We start from the raw sequence: 16,500 nt of genomic DNA on the forward strand, positions 1-16,500 counted from the left end.
AGATCTAGCTTTACTGAAAAAAGCTTTTCGGATTATCTATCGTTCTAATATAAATCTTCAGGAGGCTTTAGAACAAGTTTCTCTCTTAACCGATAACCCCCATGTTCAACATCTCTGTCAATTTTTACAATCCTCTACCACGGGAGAAAAACGCCGCGGTTTAATTCCGGGAAAATAATTTTTTTATTGAGGAACAGGGAGTGGGGAGTGGGAATTATGAATGATGAATTATGAATTATGAATTGGGGAGCGGGAAGAAAAAGCGTTCGACAAAAGCTCACCCCGAAGTCTGTCTTCTCAATCCTGACTCCTATCTCCAGCAATCCTGTCTCCTGAATTCTTTTATTATCAAATAATTATCCAAATGCGTATATTTATTAGTACGGGTGAGGTATCGGGTGATTTACAGGCAGCGATGCTGATTGAATCCCTTTTTAAACTAGCTAAAATTCAGGAAATTGAGTTAGAAATTTTTGCTCTAGGTGGCGATCGCATGGAGTTAGCCGGAGCGAAAATGTTGGGTAAAACCACTCGACTGGCTGCCATGGGATTAATTGAATCTATCCCCTTTATTTTGCCAACTTTACAACTACAAAAACGAGCAAAAGAGTTTTTTAGAGATAATCCCCCTGATATCATTATTTTAATTGATTATGTGGGGGCAAATGTGGCGATCGGTCAATCGGCTAAAAAAATTATTCCCGATGTCCCAATAATTTATTATATTGCCCCGCAGGTGTGGATTTGGTCAGAAGAAAATATTCCCTCAGCTAAACTAAGGGCCACAGCAGAAAAGTTATTTAATACGGAAAAATTAATCGCCGTCACCGATAAATTATTGGCAATTTTTCCCGCTGAAGCTCGTTTTTTTGAAACAAAAGGTTTACCAGTAACTTGGGTGGGACATCCTTTAGTTGATCGTATGGCAAATGCTCCCAATCGCCAAGAAATGCGGCAAAAATGGGCAATAAAACCCCAAGAAACGGTGATCGCTTTGTTACCCGCTTCCCGTCAACAGGAGTTTAAATATCTCGTGCCGACGGTGTGCGCTGCTGCTAAAAAATTACAGGAAAAAATTCCCGATATTAAGTTTTTAATTCCCGTTCCCTTAGCTTTATACGAACCAAAAATGCGAGAATTAGTGGCGGAATACGGATTAAATGCGGTGATTATGGAACGAGATCAGACTTTAGAAGCGATTGCCGCAGCCGATCTGGCTGTGGCTAAGTCTGGTACAGTTAATCTCGAAATTGCTTTGTTAAATGTGCCGCAGGTGGTGGTTTACCGTTTAAGTGCAGTTACTGCTTGGATTGCCCGCAATATTATGAAGTTTTCTGTACCATTTGTCTCACCGGTAAATTTAGTTTTAATGCGAGAAATTGTTCCCGAATTATTACAAGAGGAAGCTAACCCAGAGAGAATTATGCAGGAATGTCTAGATTTATTATTAAATCAGCAACGTCGGCAAAAAATGTTAGATGAATACGCAGAAACCAAGGCCGGTTTAGGAACAGTAGGCAGTTGTGAGCGAGTGGCACAAGAGGTATTTAAAATAGGCCTTTGTTAGGGTTAGGAGCCGGTCGTCAGGAGACAGGATTCAGGACACAGGAGACAGCTTTTTTCTCCCCGCTCCCCAATTCATAATTCATAATTCATAATTCCTACACCCTACACCCCACGGCTGCATCCAACATTTGCAGAAATATCGACAATCAGCAATTATCAGTAACTCTGAAATTGGTACAAAAATATGAACAATCGCGTGTAAGCATCCCACCGAAAAGCTAATGCGCGGGGGGTTTGGGGGCGGCGCCACGCCCCCAACGGGGGGTTTGGGGGGTAGAACCCCCCAAAAGCTTGGATTGAGTGATAAAACTGAAAGTAACACACCCAATTTTAGGAGAAAGTTTCCCTTGAAAAATCCCAAATTAGTAGATTTACAAAAATGAGATGCACCCCACCCTACACCCAGGAAAAGCTTTTTGCCGCAAACCCTACTTATAAGCGTCCATACCCTCACAGGAACAAACCAGATTTCTGTCCCCGTAGGCATTATCAACCCGTCCCACTACCGGCCAGAATTTATAATCTTTTAGCCAAGAAAGCGGGTAGGCTGCCTGTTGACGGGAATAGGGACGACTCCAATCATCGACAGTTAAAACTGCGGCTGTGTGGGGGGCATTTTTCAAAGGATTATCGTGGGGATCCATGCTACCATTAGCGATCGCTTGTACCTCTTGATAGATAGTTAACAAAGCTTCACAAAAACGGTCTAATTCTCCCAAAGATTCGCTTTCCGTGGGTTCCACCATCATTGTACCCGCCACGGGCCAAGAAACCGTCGGCGCGTGGAAACCGAAATCCATCAAGCGTTTTGCCACATCTTCCACCTCGATGCCGGCCTGTTTTTTCAGGGGACGTAAATCAATCACGCACTCGTGGGCAACCGTTCCCGCGCTACCCTTAAATAACACCGGATAGGCCGACTCCAGACGAAAAGCCATATAATTAGCGTTCAAAATTGCCACTTCTGTCGCTTTTTTCAAGCCAGCTGCCCCCATCATAGCGATATACATCCAAGAAATCACCAAAATGCTGGCACTACCCCAAGGCGCGGCCGAAATAGCCCCAATCGAGTCCTGATGCTTACCGTTAGCGGTTTCTGGGGATAATTTCGCCAAAACCAGGGAAATATCGGGCAGAAAAGGCACTAAATGGGATTTTACTCCGATTGGTCCCATACCCGGTCCCCCCCCACCGTGGGGAATACAGAAAGTTTTATGGAGATTCAAGTGACAGACATCAGCGCCAAAATCCGCCGGACGACATAAACCCACCTGAGCATTCATATTGGCGCCATCCATATAGACTTGACCACCGTATTGATGAATCAAGGCGCAAATTTCGCTAATTCCCTCTTCAAAAACGCCGTGAGTGGAAGGATACGTTACCATCAAAGCCGCTAGATTATCCTGATGCTTCTCGGCCTTAGTTTTCAGGTCATCAATATCAATATTGCCCCGAGAATCGCAATTAACCGCCACTACTTTCATACCACACATAACGGCGCTGGCAGGATTAGTCCCGTGAGCGGACTCAGGAATTAAGCAAATCTGACGATGACCTTGACCGCGACTTTCATGGTAGGCTCGGATCACCTGTAAACCGGCATACTCTCCCTGAGAACCGGCGTTCGGTTGTAGAGAAATGCCGTCAAACCCGGTAATTTCCCCTAACCAAGTCTCTAACTGTTGAAAGAGAAGTTGATAGCCTTCTGCTTGGTCAATCGGGGCAAAAGGGTGTAATTTGCCGAATTCTGCCCAAGTTACTGGAATCATCTCCGCTACGGCATTGAGTTTCATCGTACAGGAACCGAGGGGAATCATGGAAGTATTTAAGGCTAGATCCTTTGTTTCCAGACGGTGCAGATATCTGAGTAATTCCGTTTCCGAGTGGTAACGATTGAACACCGGCTCGGTAAGATAGGCACTGGTACGGGTTAGATTAGCGGGTAATTCTAGACTAATTTTCTCGACTAATTCCGCCGTGGTAAAGGGTAATTCCTCGGTGGGGGCAAAAATTTGCCATAAATCCCACACATCCCTGAGACTGCTGGTTTCATCGACACTAATCCCTAAATTATTGTCATCAAAATAACGCAGATTAATCTTATGGGTTTTTGCCTTGGCAAGGATGTCCTTAACTCCCGTGGATACCGTAACTTTGAGCGTATCGAAGCGCGGTTCTTTCCCCACCTGATAACCCAACTGTTTTAAACCAGTTGCCAATAAAGCGGTTAATTTCTGCACTCTTTGGGCGATTTTCTTGATTCCTTCCGGTCCGTGATACACCGCGTACATGGAAGCAATCACCGCTAGTAACACCTGTGCGGTACAAATATTACTGGTGGCTTTATCCCGGCGGATATGTTGTTCCCTGGTTTGCAAAGCTAAACGCAGTGCGGGTTTACCCTGACTATCCTTCGATACCCCGACAATGCGCCCCGGAATACTGCGTTTATAGGCATCTTTGGTGGCAAAATAGGCGGCATGGGGACCCCCATAACCCAAGGGAACCCCAAAGCGTTGACTGCTACCCACGGCAATATCAGCCCCCAATTCGCCGGGGGGAGTCAACAGGGCTAAACTGAGAATATCGGCGGCAACGGTGACTAACGCGCCATTTTCCTGCGCTTTGGCGATAAATTCCCGATAATCATAAATTACGCCATCGGTGGCTGGATATTGTAATAATGCGCCAAAAATCGGCGTTTTAAAGTCAAAGAGACGATGATCATCGATAATAATGTCAATACCTAAAGGAATCGCTCTGGTTTTAACAACTTCAATCGTTTGGGGATGGCAACTACTGGAGATAAAGAAAGCATTGGCTTTAGTTTTACACAGTCCATAACTCATACTCATCGCTTCCGCAGCTGCTGTTCCTTCATCGAGGAGAGAAGCGTTAGCAATTTCCAGACCGGTTAAGCTAGTGATGAGAGTTTGGAAGTTTAAGAGAGCTTCTAAGCGTCCCTGGGCGATTTCCGCTTGATAGGGAGTATAGGCGGTGTACCAACCCGGATTTTCTAAGATGTTGCGGAGAATTACCGGCGGGGTGATACAGTCATGGTAGCCCATGCCAATAAAGGAGCGAAATACCTGATTTTTTGAGGCAATAGCTTTTAATTGGGCAAGAGCGGCGTATTCACTCAAGGCAGGTGGTAGATTAAGGTTTTTTTGTAAACGAATTGCTGCGGGGACTGTTTGAGCGATTAACTCCTCCACGGTGGCAACACCCAAAACCGCCAGCATTTTCTCGATTTCCGTCTCCGTCGGTCCAATATGACGGTTAACAAAGCTATCGGTACAGTCTAGCAGGTCTTGCAGGTCAGCAGGAGCGAATTCCTCGGTTTTCTCGGCCGTAATTGACCCATTTAGCATATTAATCTCGGTTTCAACAATTACAAAAGTGCTGCGTTTCATCGCTAGGGGTGATTTTAACGCAACTTGTAAAATTTTTGTAATATTTGAAGCCAGCAAGTTAAAGCCTAAGCTAATTTGCTATCGACCTATGGACAAAATTAACTTCATACTAAATCCGGTTATTAAAAACTGATTATCTATTGCTCCTTTTGCCTATTGCCTTTTGCCTGTCCTCATAAGTAGCCTATACTCAACGGATTTAGTATCACTACTGCCTTGTCACCAAAAACCAACCGGAATCCGTGGCTCCGAGCGCCTTTAATCCTTCTAAATCAGTAGCTTCTTTGGTTTGACGATCGATAATTAGGTAGGGTTGCTTGTGACTTTGCCAATGATTGATTAATTCTTCAGTAGCAAGGGGAAAAACCCGACGACCACTATAAAAATTTAATGAGGGGCGCTCGTAGGCAAAAGCAATATAAACAGGGTGATCAGCCGGCACATATTTCTGTACTAAAATCGCCACAGGTTTGACGGGGAAATTCTCATTTAATTCCCAGATCCACAGGGGAGAATTGACAAAAATAAACAAAGAAACCAACATTCCCCAGAGTAAAACCAGGCTGAATTGTTCCGAGTGCCGAGCTAACAAAATCGCCGTTGTCACCATGGTCAGGGAAAGTGACAATAAGGTTAAAAGAATTAAGGGATGGAGAGGTTCAATAGCGGCAAAATTACCAGGGAAATAGGCTATTAAAGCTAATAAACCCGCCACAACGCCGATCATACCCAGAATAATTGACCAGATTGGATTATAGGGGCGATCGATGGGAAGATTACCCAGCTGCGCCAAGGCATAACCGGCCGCTAAAGCTAAGGCCGGATAGATCGGCAGAATATACCAAGGCAACTTGGTGGCCATTACCGAAACCACCAACAGATAAACACCCGTCCAAACTAACAGTAACTTCCCCCAACTGTAGAGATGTTCCTGACGAGCTAAACGTAAACCCCAAACCGAGAAAATTAACCACGGCCAACTATATTTAATAATTTCCAGCAGATAATACCAAAACGGTTCGCGATGATCGTCCAGATCGTCACTAACTCGCTTTAACTGTTGAACAAAAAGGGAATCGAGAAACTCCCGCTCGTAGTGCCAAAATTGGGTGCTATACCAAGCAAAAGCGGGAGTTGCTCCCAATAACCAACCCGACCAAAAATAGGCAGACGTTAATAACCGGGGGGTATCCCAGAGCAGAAAAATAAAGCCGATACCCGCCAATAATAGCCCCATAATACCCTTAGTCAGACAAAGGAGGGCAAATCCCAACCCCGCCCCCACAGACCAGCGTAAATCGCGTCGTGAGCGCAGTAAACCAACAAACATCAGCATTTCAAAACACAATACCGCTCCATCCAACATGGCTAAACGGCCATGGCGCACCACCGGCAAAAGAGTTAAATAGATCAAGGCCGACAGTAAAGCTGGCAAACGAGCGGGAAAAATTTCTCGACCGAGAAGGTAGAGGAGCGGCACCGATAAAGCTGTAAAAAAAGCGGGAATTAGTCTAGTATTGGCCTCATTAATGCCCCCGAAATGGTAGGTTAGACCAATTAAACTATGAATCAACGGCGGTTTATTCAGGTAGGGATCACCCCAAAAACTGGGAAATAACCAGCGCAATTGTTCCAGTGGGGTTTGGCTAATTTCCTTGGCCACCTGAGCGATGGTCGCTTCATCCCAATCCCGCAAGGGTAAATTACCTAATCCCACTAGATAGATAATTAAGGCCGCTATTAATAATCCCAGTAAACACAGAAATTCTTTAAAATTTTCTCTCTGACGCAATTTATAACTAGAATATCCCCAAGTAAATTTTTGACGGTTCATAAGCTAGGGCAGTAAACAGTTAACTGATTATGTATTGGTATAATGGCGAATTAATCGAGAATGAGCGAATCAGTCTGGGTATTGATGATATTGGGCTGCTTTATGGAGCCACACTCTTTACTACCCTGCGTATCTATCAACAAAGCTTAGATCATCCCCTAACCCATTGGCAAGAGCATCTCGAACGTTTGCACTCTAGTTTACAAGTTTTCCGCTGGTCCACTCCCGATTGGCGGCGAATTCGCCAAGGAGCCGAAGAATTATCCCTATTCTATCCTGTTCTGAGAGTTACAATTTTTCCCGATGGTAGGGAGTGGATTAAAGGCAGATTTCTCCCGGAAGATTTAAACATTAGACAAGAGCGGGGAATTATTGGGTGGGTAACAGATAATCCCGCTTGGCAACGCGTTTTAGGAGAACATAAAACTGGTAATTATTTAACCCCTTGGTTAGCGTCACAAACGGCTCAAAAAAAAGGAGCAAAAGAAGCGATATTAGTTGATCGAGTCGGGAATTGGTTAGAAACTAGCACCGGCAATTTATGGGGATGGAAAGATAATTGCTGGTACAGTCCCCTGCTGACTGCTGATATTTTACCCGGGATCGGGCGCTCGGCTTTGATCGGCTGGTTAAAAAAACAAAATATTTCCCTGCAAGAAAATCTCTGGACTCCCGAATTTGTCGGGACTTTACAAGGGATTGCCTATAGTAATTCCCTGGTAGAAATTATCCCTTTTAATTCTATTCTTGGCTGGGATATAGAGATAAATACAGCTATTTATAGAGAAATTTTACCAGATTTACAGCAATATTTTTCCAGTCAATTATAGAATAAATAGGGTTTGCTGAATAAATCTAAAAACCTTATCCAACAAGGTTTTTAGACTTTTTTTCCCTCAAAAAGTGCCGACCATGGGAGTGATTGGGGGGAAAATTCAGGGACTTTTTCCCTGAAAATTAGGTAATTTACCACCTGAAAATGGGTAAAACCCTACACCCTACACCCCACACCCCACACCCTACCCCCACGAAAAACTTTTTGCCGCAAACCCTAAATAAGGGTGTGTTACTAGAGGCTAACACACCTAAAATCTGGAAATAATACCGCTCAAGCTTTAAAATTCTCGCTCGGAATTAGCCTCACTATCGCGCTTAGAACCGAGTAAATCTAATTGATCGACGAGAATCACTGGTTTAGAGCGAGCTAATCCCGTGTTTTTATCATTCCAGGTATCCATTTTTAAAGAACCCTTAATCCCGATTAAACCGCCTTTTTTCACATAATTAGCGGCCACCTCCGCCGTTTTGCCCCAAATTTCCAGATCGAACCAATCCGGCTGATCGCTATTTTTCGAGCGACGATTAACCGCTAAAGTTAAAGTACATAAAACCTTACCCGACTCGAAATACTTGGTTTCCGGATCTCTCCCCGCTCGTCCCACCAAATGAACCAGATTTAAACTCATGGTCTTAAATCCTCAATTTAGTACAATAGTATGTTTATTTTAGCCCGAAACCTTGAACTTGACCGGTGGGCAGCCAGAAAATTAGGCCAAAGACCTGGGTAAATCTGGAGAGAAAGAAGCGATAATTAACTAGACTTGAGAAACAAAACCTAATAAAATCCAAGTCGATTCGATCGAAAGTCTAGCTATAGCAACGTTTTATTGATCAGAACAGGAGTGAAAACAAGTGGTGGGTTTTTTTAGAGGACTAGGCTTATCAAGGGACATAGGTATAGACTTGGGTACAGCAAACACCCTCGTCTATGTATCAGGGAAAGGCATCGTTTTAGAGGAACCATCGGTAGTGGCGATCGATCAAGATCGTAACCCGGTCGCCGTCGGGGAGGAGGCCAAAAAAATGCTCGGTCGCACTCCGGGCCATGTCACCGCTCTGCGACCCCTGCGCGATGGGGTAATCGCCGATTTTTACAGTTGCGAGATCATGTTAGCGGAATTTATCAAACGAGCGCTCGATGGCACGATTGGCAATCCCCGCATGGTAATCGGTGTTCCCAGTGGCATTACCGGCGTAGAAAGACGTGCGGTGGTGGATGCGGCCAAAAATGCCGGCTCGCGAGAAGTGGGGTTAATTGATGAACCCGTTGCCGCGGCCTTGGGTGCCGGTTTACCCGTCTCGGAAGCGACGGGAAATATGATCATCGATATCGGTGGCGGCACCACGGAAGTGGCCATTCTCAGTCTTGATGGGACTGTGATCAGCGAATCGGTGCGCGTCGCTGGGGATGAACTGACGGACTCAATTATCGCCTATCTAAAAAAAGTCCATAACCTGATTATTGGGGAACGTACGGCCGAAGATATTAAAATTCGCCTTGGTTCGGCTTATCCCTCCCCCGGAGATGAATTTCCTCCTCTGGAAGTGCGGGGATTGCATCTCATGTCCGGTTTACCCCGCACCGTGACGATCAAAGCGGAAGAAGTGCGGGAAAGTATGGATGAACCACTTTCCGTGATCGTTGATGCGATCAAACGTACCCTAGAAAAAACTCCCCCCGAATTAGCGGCCGATATTATCGATCGCGGCATTATGTTAGCGGGAGGGGGTGCTTTATTACGGGGACTCGATCTCCTAGTCAGTCACGAAACCGGTATCGTTACCCATGTCGCTGAAGATCCCCTGCGCTGTGTTGTCAAAGGCACGGGAGAAGTGTTAAAAAATCAGAAACTCTTTGAGCGGATCGTGAATGAAACAACTCGCAATGTCTAAAGGTCACTAGGATCGGTTAGCCGTTAGCTATCAACAGCGGAAAAATACACGGATTCTCACTCTACACAGCCAAGAGGTTTAAAATCGCTCATGTATTCAGCACGACGAAAATGGACACAGCAGGGATGGCGGCTTTTTCTGCTCGCTGCCGCTTTGGGGGGAGCTTGGTACATTCGCACTTATCAAAGTGGGGCGATTTTAGAATTGTATGGTTTATTAACCCGCCCTTTTCAGGGAGAGGAAACTAATCTGCAAGAGCAACTTCTGGCCGATCAACGGGTGCGAGAATTACAAAATCGTTTAAGTGAAGTCGAATATCAAAATCAACAATTAAAAAAACAGCTTGGTTATTATCAAACCCAGAAAAAACCCCTGATTTCTGCCCCAATTATTGGCCGCAGCGCCGATGATTGGTGGCAACAGGTGATTATCGGTCGCGGTAGCGCCGATGGTGTGCCAGTGGGTGCTTCGGTGACGGGAATTGGCGGTTTAGTGGGACGGATTACGGAAGTTACTCCCCACACCAGCAAAGTTTTATTGGTCAGTAATTCCCAAAGTCGCATCGGAGCAACGGTGAATCGTAGTCGGGCCATGGGTTTGATTCAAGGTCAGGATTCCCAAGTCGCCACCCTGCGCTTTTTTGAAAAAGCTCCCGATGTGAAACCGGGAGATGTGGTGACAACTTCGGCTTTTAGTAGCCTTTTTTCGCCAGGGTTGCCCATCGGTCGCATAATTTCCCTTAATTTACAGGAAAATCCCGCCCCCACCGCCAAAATTGAATTTACCGCCACCGTGGACAATCTCGAATGGGTCTTCGTTCACCCGCAACCCCAGCAGTGAGAGGGGGAATTATGCTGAAATTAAGCCGTTTATCAGCCCGTTCTCGTTTTATCCTGAATATTTTAGTCACTATCGCTTCACTGCTTCTCTGTACCTTTCTTTCCTTAATGCGGCTGCCCGGTATGGAGATTTTAGGCATCTCTCCCAATTGGTTACTGATTTGGTTGGTTAGTTGGAGTCTCAATCGCTCTTGTCTCGATAGTGTGGTGGCCGGATTAGCGATCGGTGCTATTCAAGATAGTTTAACCTCTAATTATCCTTCCCATCTCATGGTTTTTGGTCTCATCGGTTTCCTCACTTCCCGTTTACACCGACAACGTTATGTTAAAGAAGAATTGATCGCCGTGGTCCTAATTGTCTTTGTTATGACTTTAATCGCCGATGGTGCGATCGCTTTTCAATACTATCTACAAGGAGGCAAAAATCTCGCTGATCTTTGGCTCGATTATCAACGCATTGGCCTCACTTCTGCTCTGCTTAGTAGTCTCTGGACTCCCCTCCTCTATTACCCTCTCCAGCAATGGTGGCGACAATTTAGCGATCTTTAAAGAGATAGGAGTCGGTCGTCGGGAAATTATTTTTATTTATTCTCCCTGCTCCCCTCTCCCCACTTCATAATTCATAATTCATAATTCATAATTCCCACTCCCTCACCCACTCAACTAACATGAAATACAAACAAAAACTTAGTCAATTTTTTCATAATCTCGCTAATAAATTAGAGAACTCCCAGCAACCCCCTAAAGTCGATCCTATCGACTCCGAATCTGCTCCCGTTGCGGGGGAAAAGCCAGTAGAAGCGGCTTCCGAAGAAAAAAAGGTTAATTTAGTCTCCCGAACCAGTAGTAAGGCTCTAGAGACGTTAAAACCCTTAAAGAACAAATTTACTACCCTGATCGACAATTCCCCCTTACCGCAATGGCGACAACATCCCCGCTTTGGGTTGTACTTGGGATTGGGATTAGGCGTAACTGGGGGCATTTTGGGGGTAGGTTGGGGCATTTATCGCCTTGAAAGCTCTTTACCGCAAAATATCGCCGATATAGAAACATATACTCGTCCAGGCACCCTAACCATTCAAGCCGCTAATGGGGAAATCCTCAAGCAAAATGGCCCTAGCACTTACGAAACCGTGAAAATTGCCCAAGTTCCCCCACTGGTACAGGAGGCCTTTATCGCTAGTGAAGACCGCCGTTTTCGCCAACACGGGGGAGTTGATGGCCAGGGTATTGCTCGCGCTCTCTTTTCTAACCTGAGAGCCGGGGGAGTGGTGGAAGGAGGCAGCACCATCACCCAACAATTGGCCCGAATTGTCTTTTTATCCCAAGAAAGGAGCTTCGACCGCAAATTACGCGAAATGCGTATCGCTCAGAAAATAGAAGATAAATATACAAAAGACCAGATTTTAGAGCGTTATTTCCACCTAGTTTATCTCGGTTCCGGGGCCTACGGTCTTGCCGATGCCGCTTGGTTATATTTCAGTAAACCCGTCGATAAATTAACTCTAGCCGAAGCTGCCACCCTTGCAGGCATTGTTCCCGCTCCTAGTCTCTATTCTCCCCTCGAAAACCCTAAATCTGCCCTAGAACGGCGTAATATCGTCCTCAAAACTATGGCCGAGGTGGGATTTATTACTAACGCTCAAGCCGAACTGGCGATCGCATCTCCCCTAGGCATTAAAACCAGTCCCCTAAAACGTCTGCAACGGCAAGCGGCCTATTTTACCGATTATGTGGAAAAAGAACTGCCGCAACTGGTTCCCACTAAAACCCTAGAAGCGGGGGGATTGGTGGTAAAAACTACCCTTAATCCTCGTTGGCAAAGCGAAGCGGAGGAAGTGGTAGAAAGAGCGGTTTCTCGTTATGGCCAGTGGCAGAACTTCCAACAGGCGGCTTTAGTGGCAATTGACCCCAAAAATGGGCAAATTAAGGCTATGGTCGGGGGAATTGACCACGATAAGAATCAATTCAATCGGGTCACACAAGCAAAACGTCAGCCGGGATCTACTTTTAAACCTTTTGTCTATGCGGCGGCGATTGCGGCGGGGAAATCCCCCTATTCTAATTATAAAGATGCTCAGTATGTGGTGGATGGTTATAAACCGGAAAACTACGGTGATAGGTATAGCGGCCGCGAGGTGTCCATGCGCGATGCTTTGACTTCTTCCCTGAATGTGGTGGCAGTTCAGGTGTTAGTAGCTGTGGGTTGGAATCCGGTGATTAAATTAGCTCAAGATATGGGGATCCAGTCGAAACTTTTACCCACTTATTCTTTGGCTTTGGGTGCTTCGGAAGTCAATCTTTTAGAATTGACCAGCGCCTACGGCACTTTTGCTAATAATGGTGTGCATCAACCAGTTTACGGTATTAATCAGGTACTCGATCGCAATGGTAAGGTAATTTATCAAGCCAATTTTAAACCGAAAACTGCTCTGAATAAAAACACGGCAGCGACGATGACTTGGATGCTGCAGGATGTGGTTAATTCGGGAACGGGAACCCCCGCACAAATTGGTCGTCCGGTAGCAGGAAAAACCGGCACTTCTGATAAAGCTCGCGACCTTTGGTTTGTCGGTTATATTCCCCAATTAGTCACGGGAATTTGGCTCGGTAATGACAATAATAAACCCACCAATGGAGCCAGTACCATGTCCGCTTGGATGTGGCGACAATTTATGTTAGAAGCAATCAAGGATATTCCCTATCAAGGTTTCCCAGAACCGAATTTAGGCAAACGTCCGGTGACATTAAAAGCGGAACCCATTAAACCCCGACGTACCTACTTTACCCAAACTACTAACAATCGTTTAGCCAGCAGCGATGAGGGTTCCCCCACCGAAGGACCTATCCGCAGACGGCGACGGGTTCGGGTAAGTCGTGAGCAAACTATCGTCCGTTCTAATACTAGCGAACCCAGCCAACGCCGTTCTAGTCGTCGGCGTACTAGGACTGCTCCTACCAGCGCCGCTGCTCCTCGTCCTGAAAATACGGCCCCCGCAGCAGCTGAACCGATTACCGTTCCCGTCACTGTGGCAGCTCCCGACACTCGTTCGGTTCCCCTACCGGTAACTCCTCCCCCCGATGTGACTCCTCCTGCACCCCCGGCAGAAAGACGCTGAATCGGCAAAAAAAACCGCAGGATTGGCGGGGGTTTTCTTTCCCAAACTGCTCGGTAAAATCTTGGAAACCCATCGGATTTTTGGCACCGCTATAATACTAAATCCGTTGAGTATAGGCTACATATCAGGAGAGGCACTCATGCAAGGGGAGTGACTCTTAAATTATTACAGATGCGTCAGCGGCCGTCCCTACCCCAACGGGGGGTTTGGGTAGGGTTGATTCATGAATCAACCCTACTATCAATCAACCCTACTATCAATCAACCCTACTATCAATCAACCCTACTATCAATCAACCCTACTATCAATCAACCCTACTATCAATCAACCCTAGGGGTTTGGGGGGTAGAACCCCCCAAAGGCTTGGATTGAGTGATAAAATCGGAAGTAATACTAAATCCGTTGAGTATAGGCTACATATCAGGAGAGGCACTCATGCAAAAGGGGGAATAAATAATCAGTTTTTAATAACTGGATTTAGTAGAATAACTTAAAAGCTTGTTTAATGCCGATGACCAGTCTTATTTCCCCCGCTACCATCTCCTCAACTCGTTTAAGTCTCAGCTATCAAGTGGCTATGTCGGAACCGACTTCACACCTCTTTGAAGTCACTCTACAAATTACCGGTTGGCAAGCTCCGATTTTAAACCTAAAAATGCCGGTTTGGACTCCCGGTTCCTATCTGGTGCGGGAATACTCCCGTTTAGTCCAAGATTTTCAAGCTGTTAACCTCAACAGTCGCAAAGTTGCTAAAAATCACTGGCAGATTGACACTGGTAATAGTTCCGAAATAACGGTCAAATATCGCGTTTTTGCCCACGATTTAACCGTCAGAACCAACCATCTCGATGATACTCACGGTTACTTCAACGGGGCTGCTTTATTTTTCTATATCCCCGATTATCAAAAACATCCCCTCACCCTGACAATTATCCCCCCCCATGGCGATTGGCGCGTTACCACTGCCTTAAAATCTTTACCCGGACAGAAAAACACCTTTCACGTTCCCGATTTCGATACCCTGGTGGACAGTCCTGTGGAAGTGGGGATTCATCAGTTATACGATTTTGTCGTCGAGGGAAAACCCCATCAATTAGCTATCTGGGGACGGGGAAACGCCAATCCTAGTCAAATTATCGCCGATACGACTAAAATTATTCAAACCGAGTCCGCTATGTTCGGTGGACTCCCTTATGATAATTATCTCTTTTTGCTACATCTTTCGGCGGCTGGTTACGGGGGACTAGAACATAAAAATTCCTGTACCCTTAACTATGCGCGTTTGGGATTGCGAGATAAGGATAAATATAATCGTTTTCTGCAATTAGTCGCCCATGAGTTCTTTCATCTCTGGAATATCAAGCGTATTCGCCCAAAAGCTTTAGAAAGCTTCGATTATGACGCAGAAAATTATACTTCTTCCCTCTGGTTTGCCGAAGGAACCACCAGTTATTACGATATGATAATCCCTCTACGGGCGGGAATATACGATAGTAAGACTTTTTTAGAGCTTTTAAGCAAAGAAATCACCCGTTATCTCAATATACCCGGTCGTCTTGTCCAACCTCTAGGCGAATCGAGTTTCGATGCTTGGATAAAACTCTACCGACGGGATAGCAATAGCGATAATAGTCAAATTTCCTACTATCTCAAGGGGGAATTATTGTCGCTGCTTCTCGATTTACTAATTCGCACCCACACCGATAACCGTCGTTCCCTCGATGATGTTTTACGCTCGATGTGGCAACATTTCGGTAAAGAGGAGATTGGTTATACCGATGGGGAGTTGCAGGCAATTCTCGAATCGGCTGCGGGAGTGGATTTAAGCGACTTCTACCAGCGTTATATCGACGGTTTGGCAGAATTACCCTTTAATCAATATCTTGAACCTTTTGGACTCTATCTGCGGGGGGTTGACAATGGGGAGACGATACCTTATCTGGGAATGCGGGTACAGAGTGAAGCGGGTAAAGAAATAATTAAATTTGTCGAGATGGGTTCCCCTTGCCAAAAAGCGGGAATTAATGCTGATGATGAATTATTGGCTATCGATGGATTGCGGGTGACGGCGGAACAGTTAAACGGAAGATTAAAAGACTACCGCGCAGGTGATATTATTCAGATAACAGTCTTTCATCTCGATGAATTGCGAACCCTTGCTGTTCAACTGGCTGCCCCGCAGACGATTCGCTATGAAATTATCAGGGTAGAAAATCCTTCTAATAGCCAGAAACAAAATTTTTCCGCATGGGTAAATCCCGTTTAGTTCTTGGTTAAATCAACAAAAAAATGTCTATTACCGCCGAAATTCCTTTCCTTCCTCTCGCCTATTTTGAGAATAAATTTATCCCTTTTACTGAGGCAAAATTATCCGTTGCTACCCACGCACTACACTACGGAACTGCCGCTTTTGGGGGTTTACGAGGTACTCCCGACCCTAGCAATCCGGGACAGATATTATTGTTTAGATTAGAACGTCATTGTCAGCGTTTAAGTCAAAGCGCTAAGTTTCTTAATTACGAGATTACTGCCGATAAAATCTATCAAATAATTATCGATTTTGTTAAAAAGAATCAGTGTAATCGACCTTTTTATATTCGTCCCCTTGTCTATAGTTCGGGGTTGGGAATTGCCCCGCGATTGCATGGTATCGAGAAGGATTTTCTCGTCTATGGTCTAGAAATGGATGATTATTTAGCAGCTGATGGGGTTAACTGTCGGATTAGTTCTTGGTATCGTCAAGAGGATAGAAGTTTCCCGTTGCGAGGTAAAATTAGCGCCGCTTATATCACTTCTGCTTTAGCAAAAACGGAAGCGGTAGAATCGGGGTTTGATGAGGCAATTTTAATGAATTCTCAGGGTAAAGTCTGTGAAGCGACGGGAATGAATATTTTTATCATCAGAAATGGTCAGCTAATTACTCCTAGTTTTGACCAAGATATCCTAGAGGGTATTACTAGAGATAGTGTTTTAACTATCGCGCGGGATTTGGG

The 16,500-nt window shown here is 45.4% G+C and carries 11 protein-coding genes and 1 pseudogene; 9 read left to right on the plus strand and 3 right to left on the minus strand.

Translation table 11 applies throughout. The features are described 5' to 3' along the window. Both PX484_RS03200 and lpxB read left to right on the plus strand, forming a co-directional pair. A pseudogene (locus PX484_RS03200) lies at window positions 1–178 on the plus strand (acyl-ACP--UDP-N-acetylglucosamine O-acyltransferase); the annotation flags it as partial. 186 nt (window positions 179–364) lie between these two features. After that, on the plus strand, window positions 365–1,567 hold the full coding sequence (lpxB, locus tag PX484_RS03205) for a lipid-A-disaccharide synthase (RefSeq protein ID WP_002802204.1): 1,203 nt from the start codon (window positions 365–367) through the stop codon (window positions 1,565–1,567). 427 nt (window positions 1,568–1,994) lie between these two features. Here the strand turns inward: lpxB and gcvP are convergent, their stop codons facing one another. After that, window positions 1,995–4,982, minus strand: coding sequence for an aminomethyl-transferring glycine dehydrogenase (gene gcvP / locus PX484_RS03210; protein ID WP_288102835.1), 2,988 nt, complete (start codon window positions 4,980–4,982; stop codon window positions 1,995–1,997). A 208-nt stretch (window positions 4,983–5,190) separates the two neighbouring features. After that, entirely contained in the window at window positions 5,191–6,816 is a 1,626-nt protein-coding gene (locus PX484_RS03215; protein WP_287767087.1) for an ArnT family glycosyltransferase, read from the minus strand. A 29-nt stretch (window positions 6,817–6,845) separates the two neighbouring features. Between PX484_RS03215 and PX484_RS03220 the strand changes: the two genes are divergently transcribed. After that, window positions 6,846–7,646, plus strand: a complete 801-nt coding sequence (locus PX484_RS03220; RefSeq protein WP_287767089.1) for an aminotransferase class IV — start codon at window positions 6,846–6,848, stop codon at window positions 7,644–7,646. A 285-nt stretch (window positions 7,647–7,931) separates the two neighbouring features. Here the strand turns inward: PX484_RS03220 and PX484_RS03225 are convergent, their stop codons facing one another. Beyond that, window positions 7,932–8,282, minus strand: a complete 351-nt coding sequence (locus tag PX484_RS03225; protein ID WP_002802212.1) for a single-stranded DNA-binding protein — start codon at window positions 8,280–8,282, stop codon at window positions 7,932–7,934. Between the two features lie 229 nt (window positions 8,283–8,511). On the opposite strand from PX484_RS03225, the gene PX484_RS03230 reads away from it, so the two are divergent. From PX484_RS03230 to PX484_RS03255, 6 genes are all read left to right on the plus strand, one after another. Beyond that, a complete protein-coding gene (locus PX484_RS03230) occupies window positions 8,512–9,549 on the plus strand; it encodes a rod shape-determining protein (protein ID WP_002802216.1) in 1,038 nt (345 codons plus the stop codon). A 90-nt stretch (window positions 9,550–9,639) separates the two neighbouring features. Beyond that, window positions 9,640–10,389: a rod shape-determining protein MreC gene (mreC, locus tag PX484_RS03235; protein WP_002802224.1), complete on the plus strand. Its 750-nt coding sequence runs from the start codon at window positions 9,640–9,642 to the stop codon at window positions 10,387–10,389. Continuing rightward, window positions 10,356–10,937 carry a rod shape-determining protein MreD gene (gene mreD / locus PX484_RS03240; RefSeq protein WP_043997835.1) on the plus strand — a complete coding sequence of 194 codons (582 nt, stop codon included), beginning with the start codon at window positions 10,356–10,358 and terminating at the stop codon, window positions 10,935–10,937. Before mreC ends, mreD begins: the two co-directional genes overlap by 34 nt. A 119-nt stretch (window positions 10,938–11,056) precedes the next feature. Further along, entirely contained in the window at window positions 11,057–13,507 is a 2,451-nt protein-coding gene (locus PX484_RS03245; RefSeq protein ID WP_287767090.1) for a transglycosylase domain-containing protein, read from the plus strand. Window positions 13,508–14,012: 505 nt separating this feature from the next. Continuing rightward, on the plus strand, window positions 14,013–15,773 hold the full coding sequence (locus PX484_RS03250) for a M61 family metallopeptidase (protein ID WP_287767092.1): 1,761 nt from the start codon (window positions 14,013–14,015) through the stop codon (window positions 15,771–15,773). A gap of 23 nt (window positions 15,774–15,796) precedes the next feature. Beyond that, on the plus strand, window positions 15,797–16,500 hold a 704-nt coding region (locus tag PX484_RS03255; protein WP_288102838.1), incomplete at its 3' end, for an aminotransferase class IV.

The organism is Microcystis sp. M49636_WE2, from assembly GCF_030065375.1.
Lineage (GTDB): Bacteria > Cyanobacteriota > Cyanobacteriia > Cyanobacteriales > Microcystaceae > Microcystis > Microcystis aeruginosa_C.

Bases quoted from the DNA above. Each gene is read 5' to 3' on its own strand.
- lpxB (WP_002802204.1), top strand. From the start codon at position 365: ATGCGTATATTTATTAGTACGGGTGAGGTATCGGGTGATTTACAGGCA.
- gcvP (WP_288102835.1), bottom strand. From the start codon at position 4,982: ATGAAACGCAGCACTTTTGTAATTGTTGAAACCGAGATTAATATGCTA.
- PX484_RS03215 (WP_287767087.1), bottom strand. From the start codon at position 6,816: ATGAACCGTCAAAAATTTACTTGGGGATATTCTAGTTATAAATTGCGT.
- PX484_RS03220 (WP_287767089.1), top strand. From the start codon at position 6,846: ATGTATTGGTATAATGGCGAATTAATCGAGAATGAGCGAATCAGTCTG.
- PX484_RS03225 (WP_002802212.1), bottom strand. From the start codon at position 8,282: ATGAGTTTAAATCTGGTTCATTTGGTGGGACGAGCGGGGAGAGATCCG.
- mreC (WP_002802224.1), top strand. From the start codon at position 9,640: ATGTATTCAGCACGACGAAAATGGACACAGCAGGGATGGCGGCTTTTT.
- mreD (WP_043997835.1), top strand. From the start codon at position 10,356: ATGGGTCTTCGTTCACCCGCAACCCCAGCAGTGAGAGGGGGAATTATG.
- PX484_RS03245 (WP_287767090.1), top strand. From the start codon at position 11,057: ATGAAATACAAACAAAAACTTAGTCAATTTTTTCATAATCTCGCTAAT.
- PX484_RS03250 (WP_287767092.1), top strand. From the start codon at position 14,013: ATGCCGATGACCAGTCTTATTTCCCCCGCTACCATCTCCTCAACTCGT.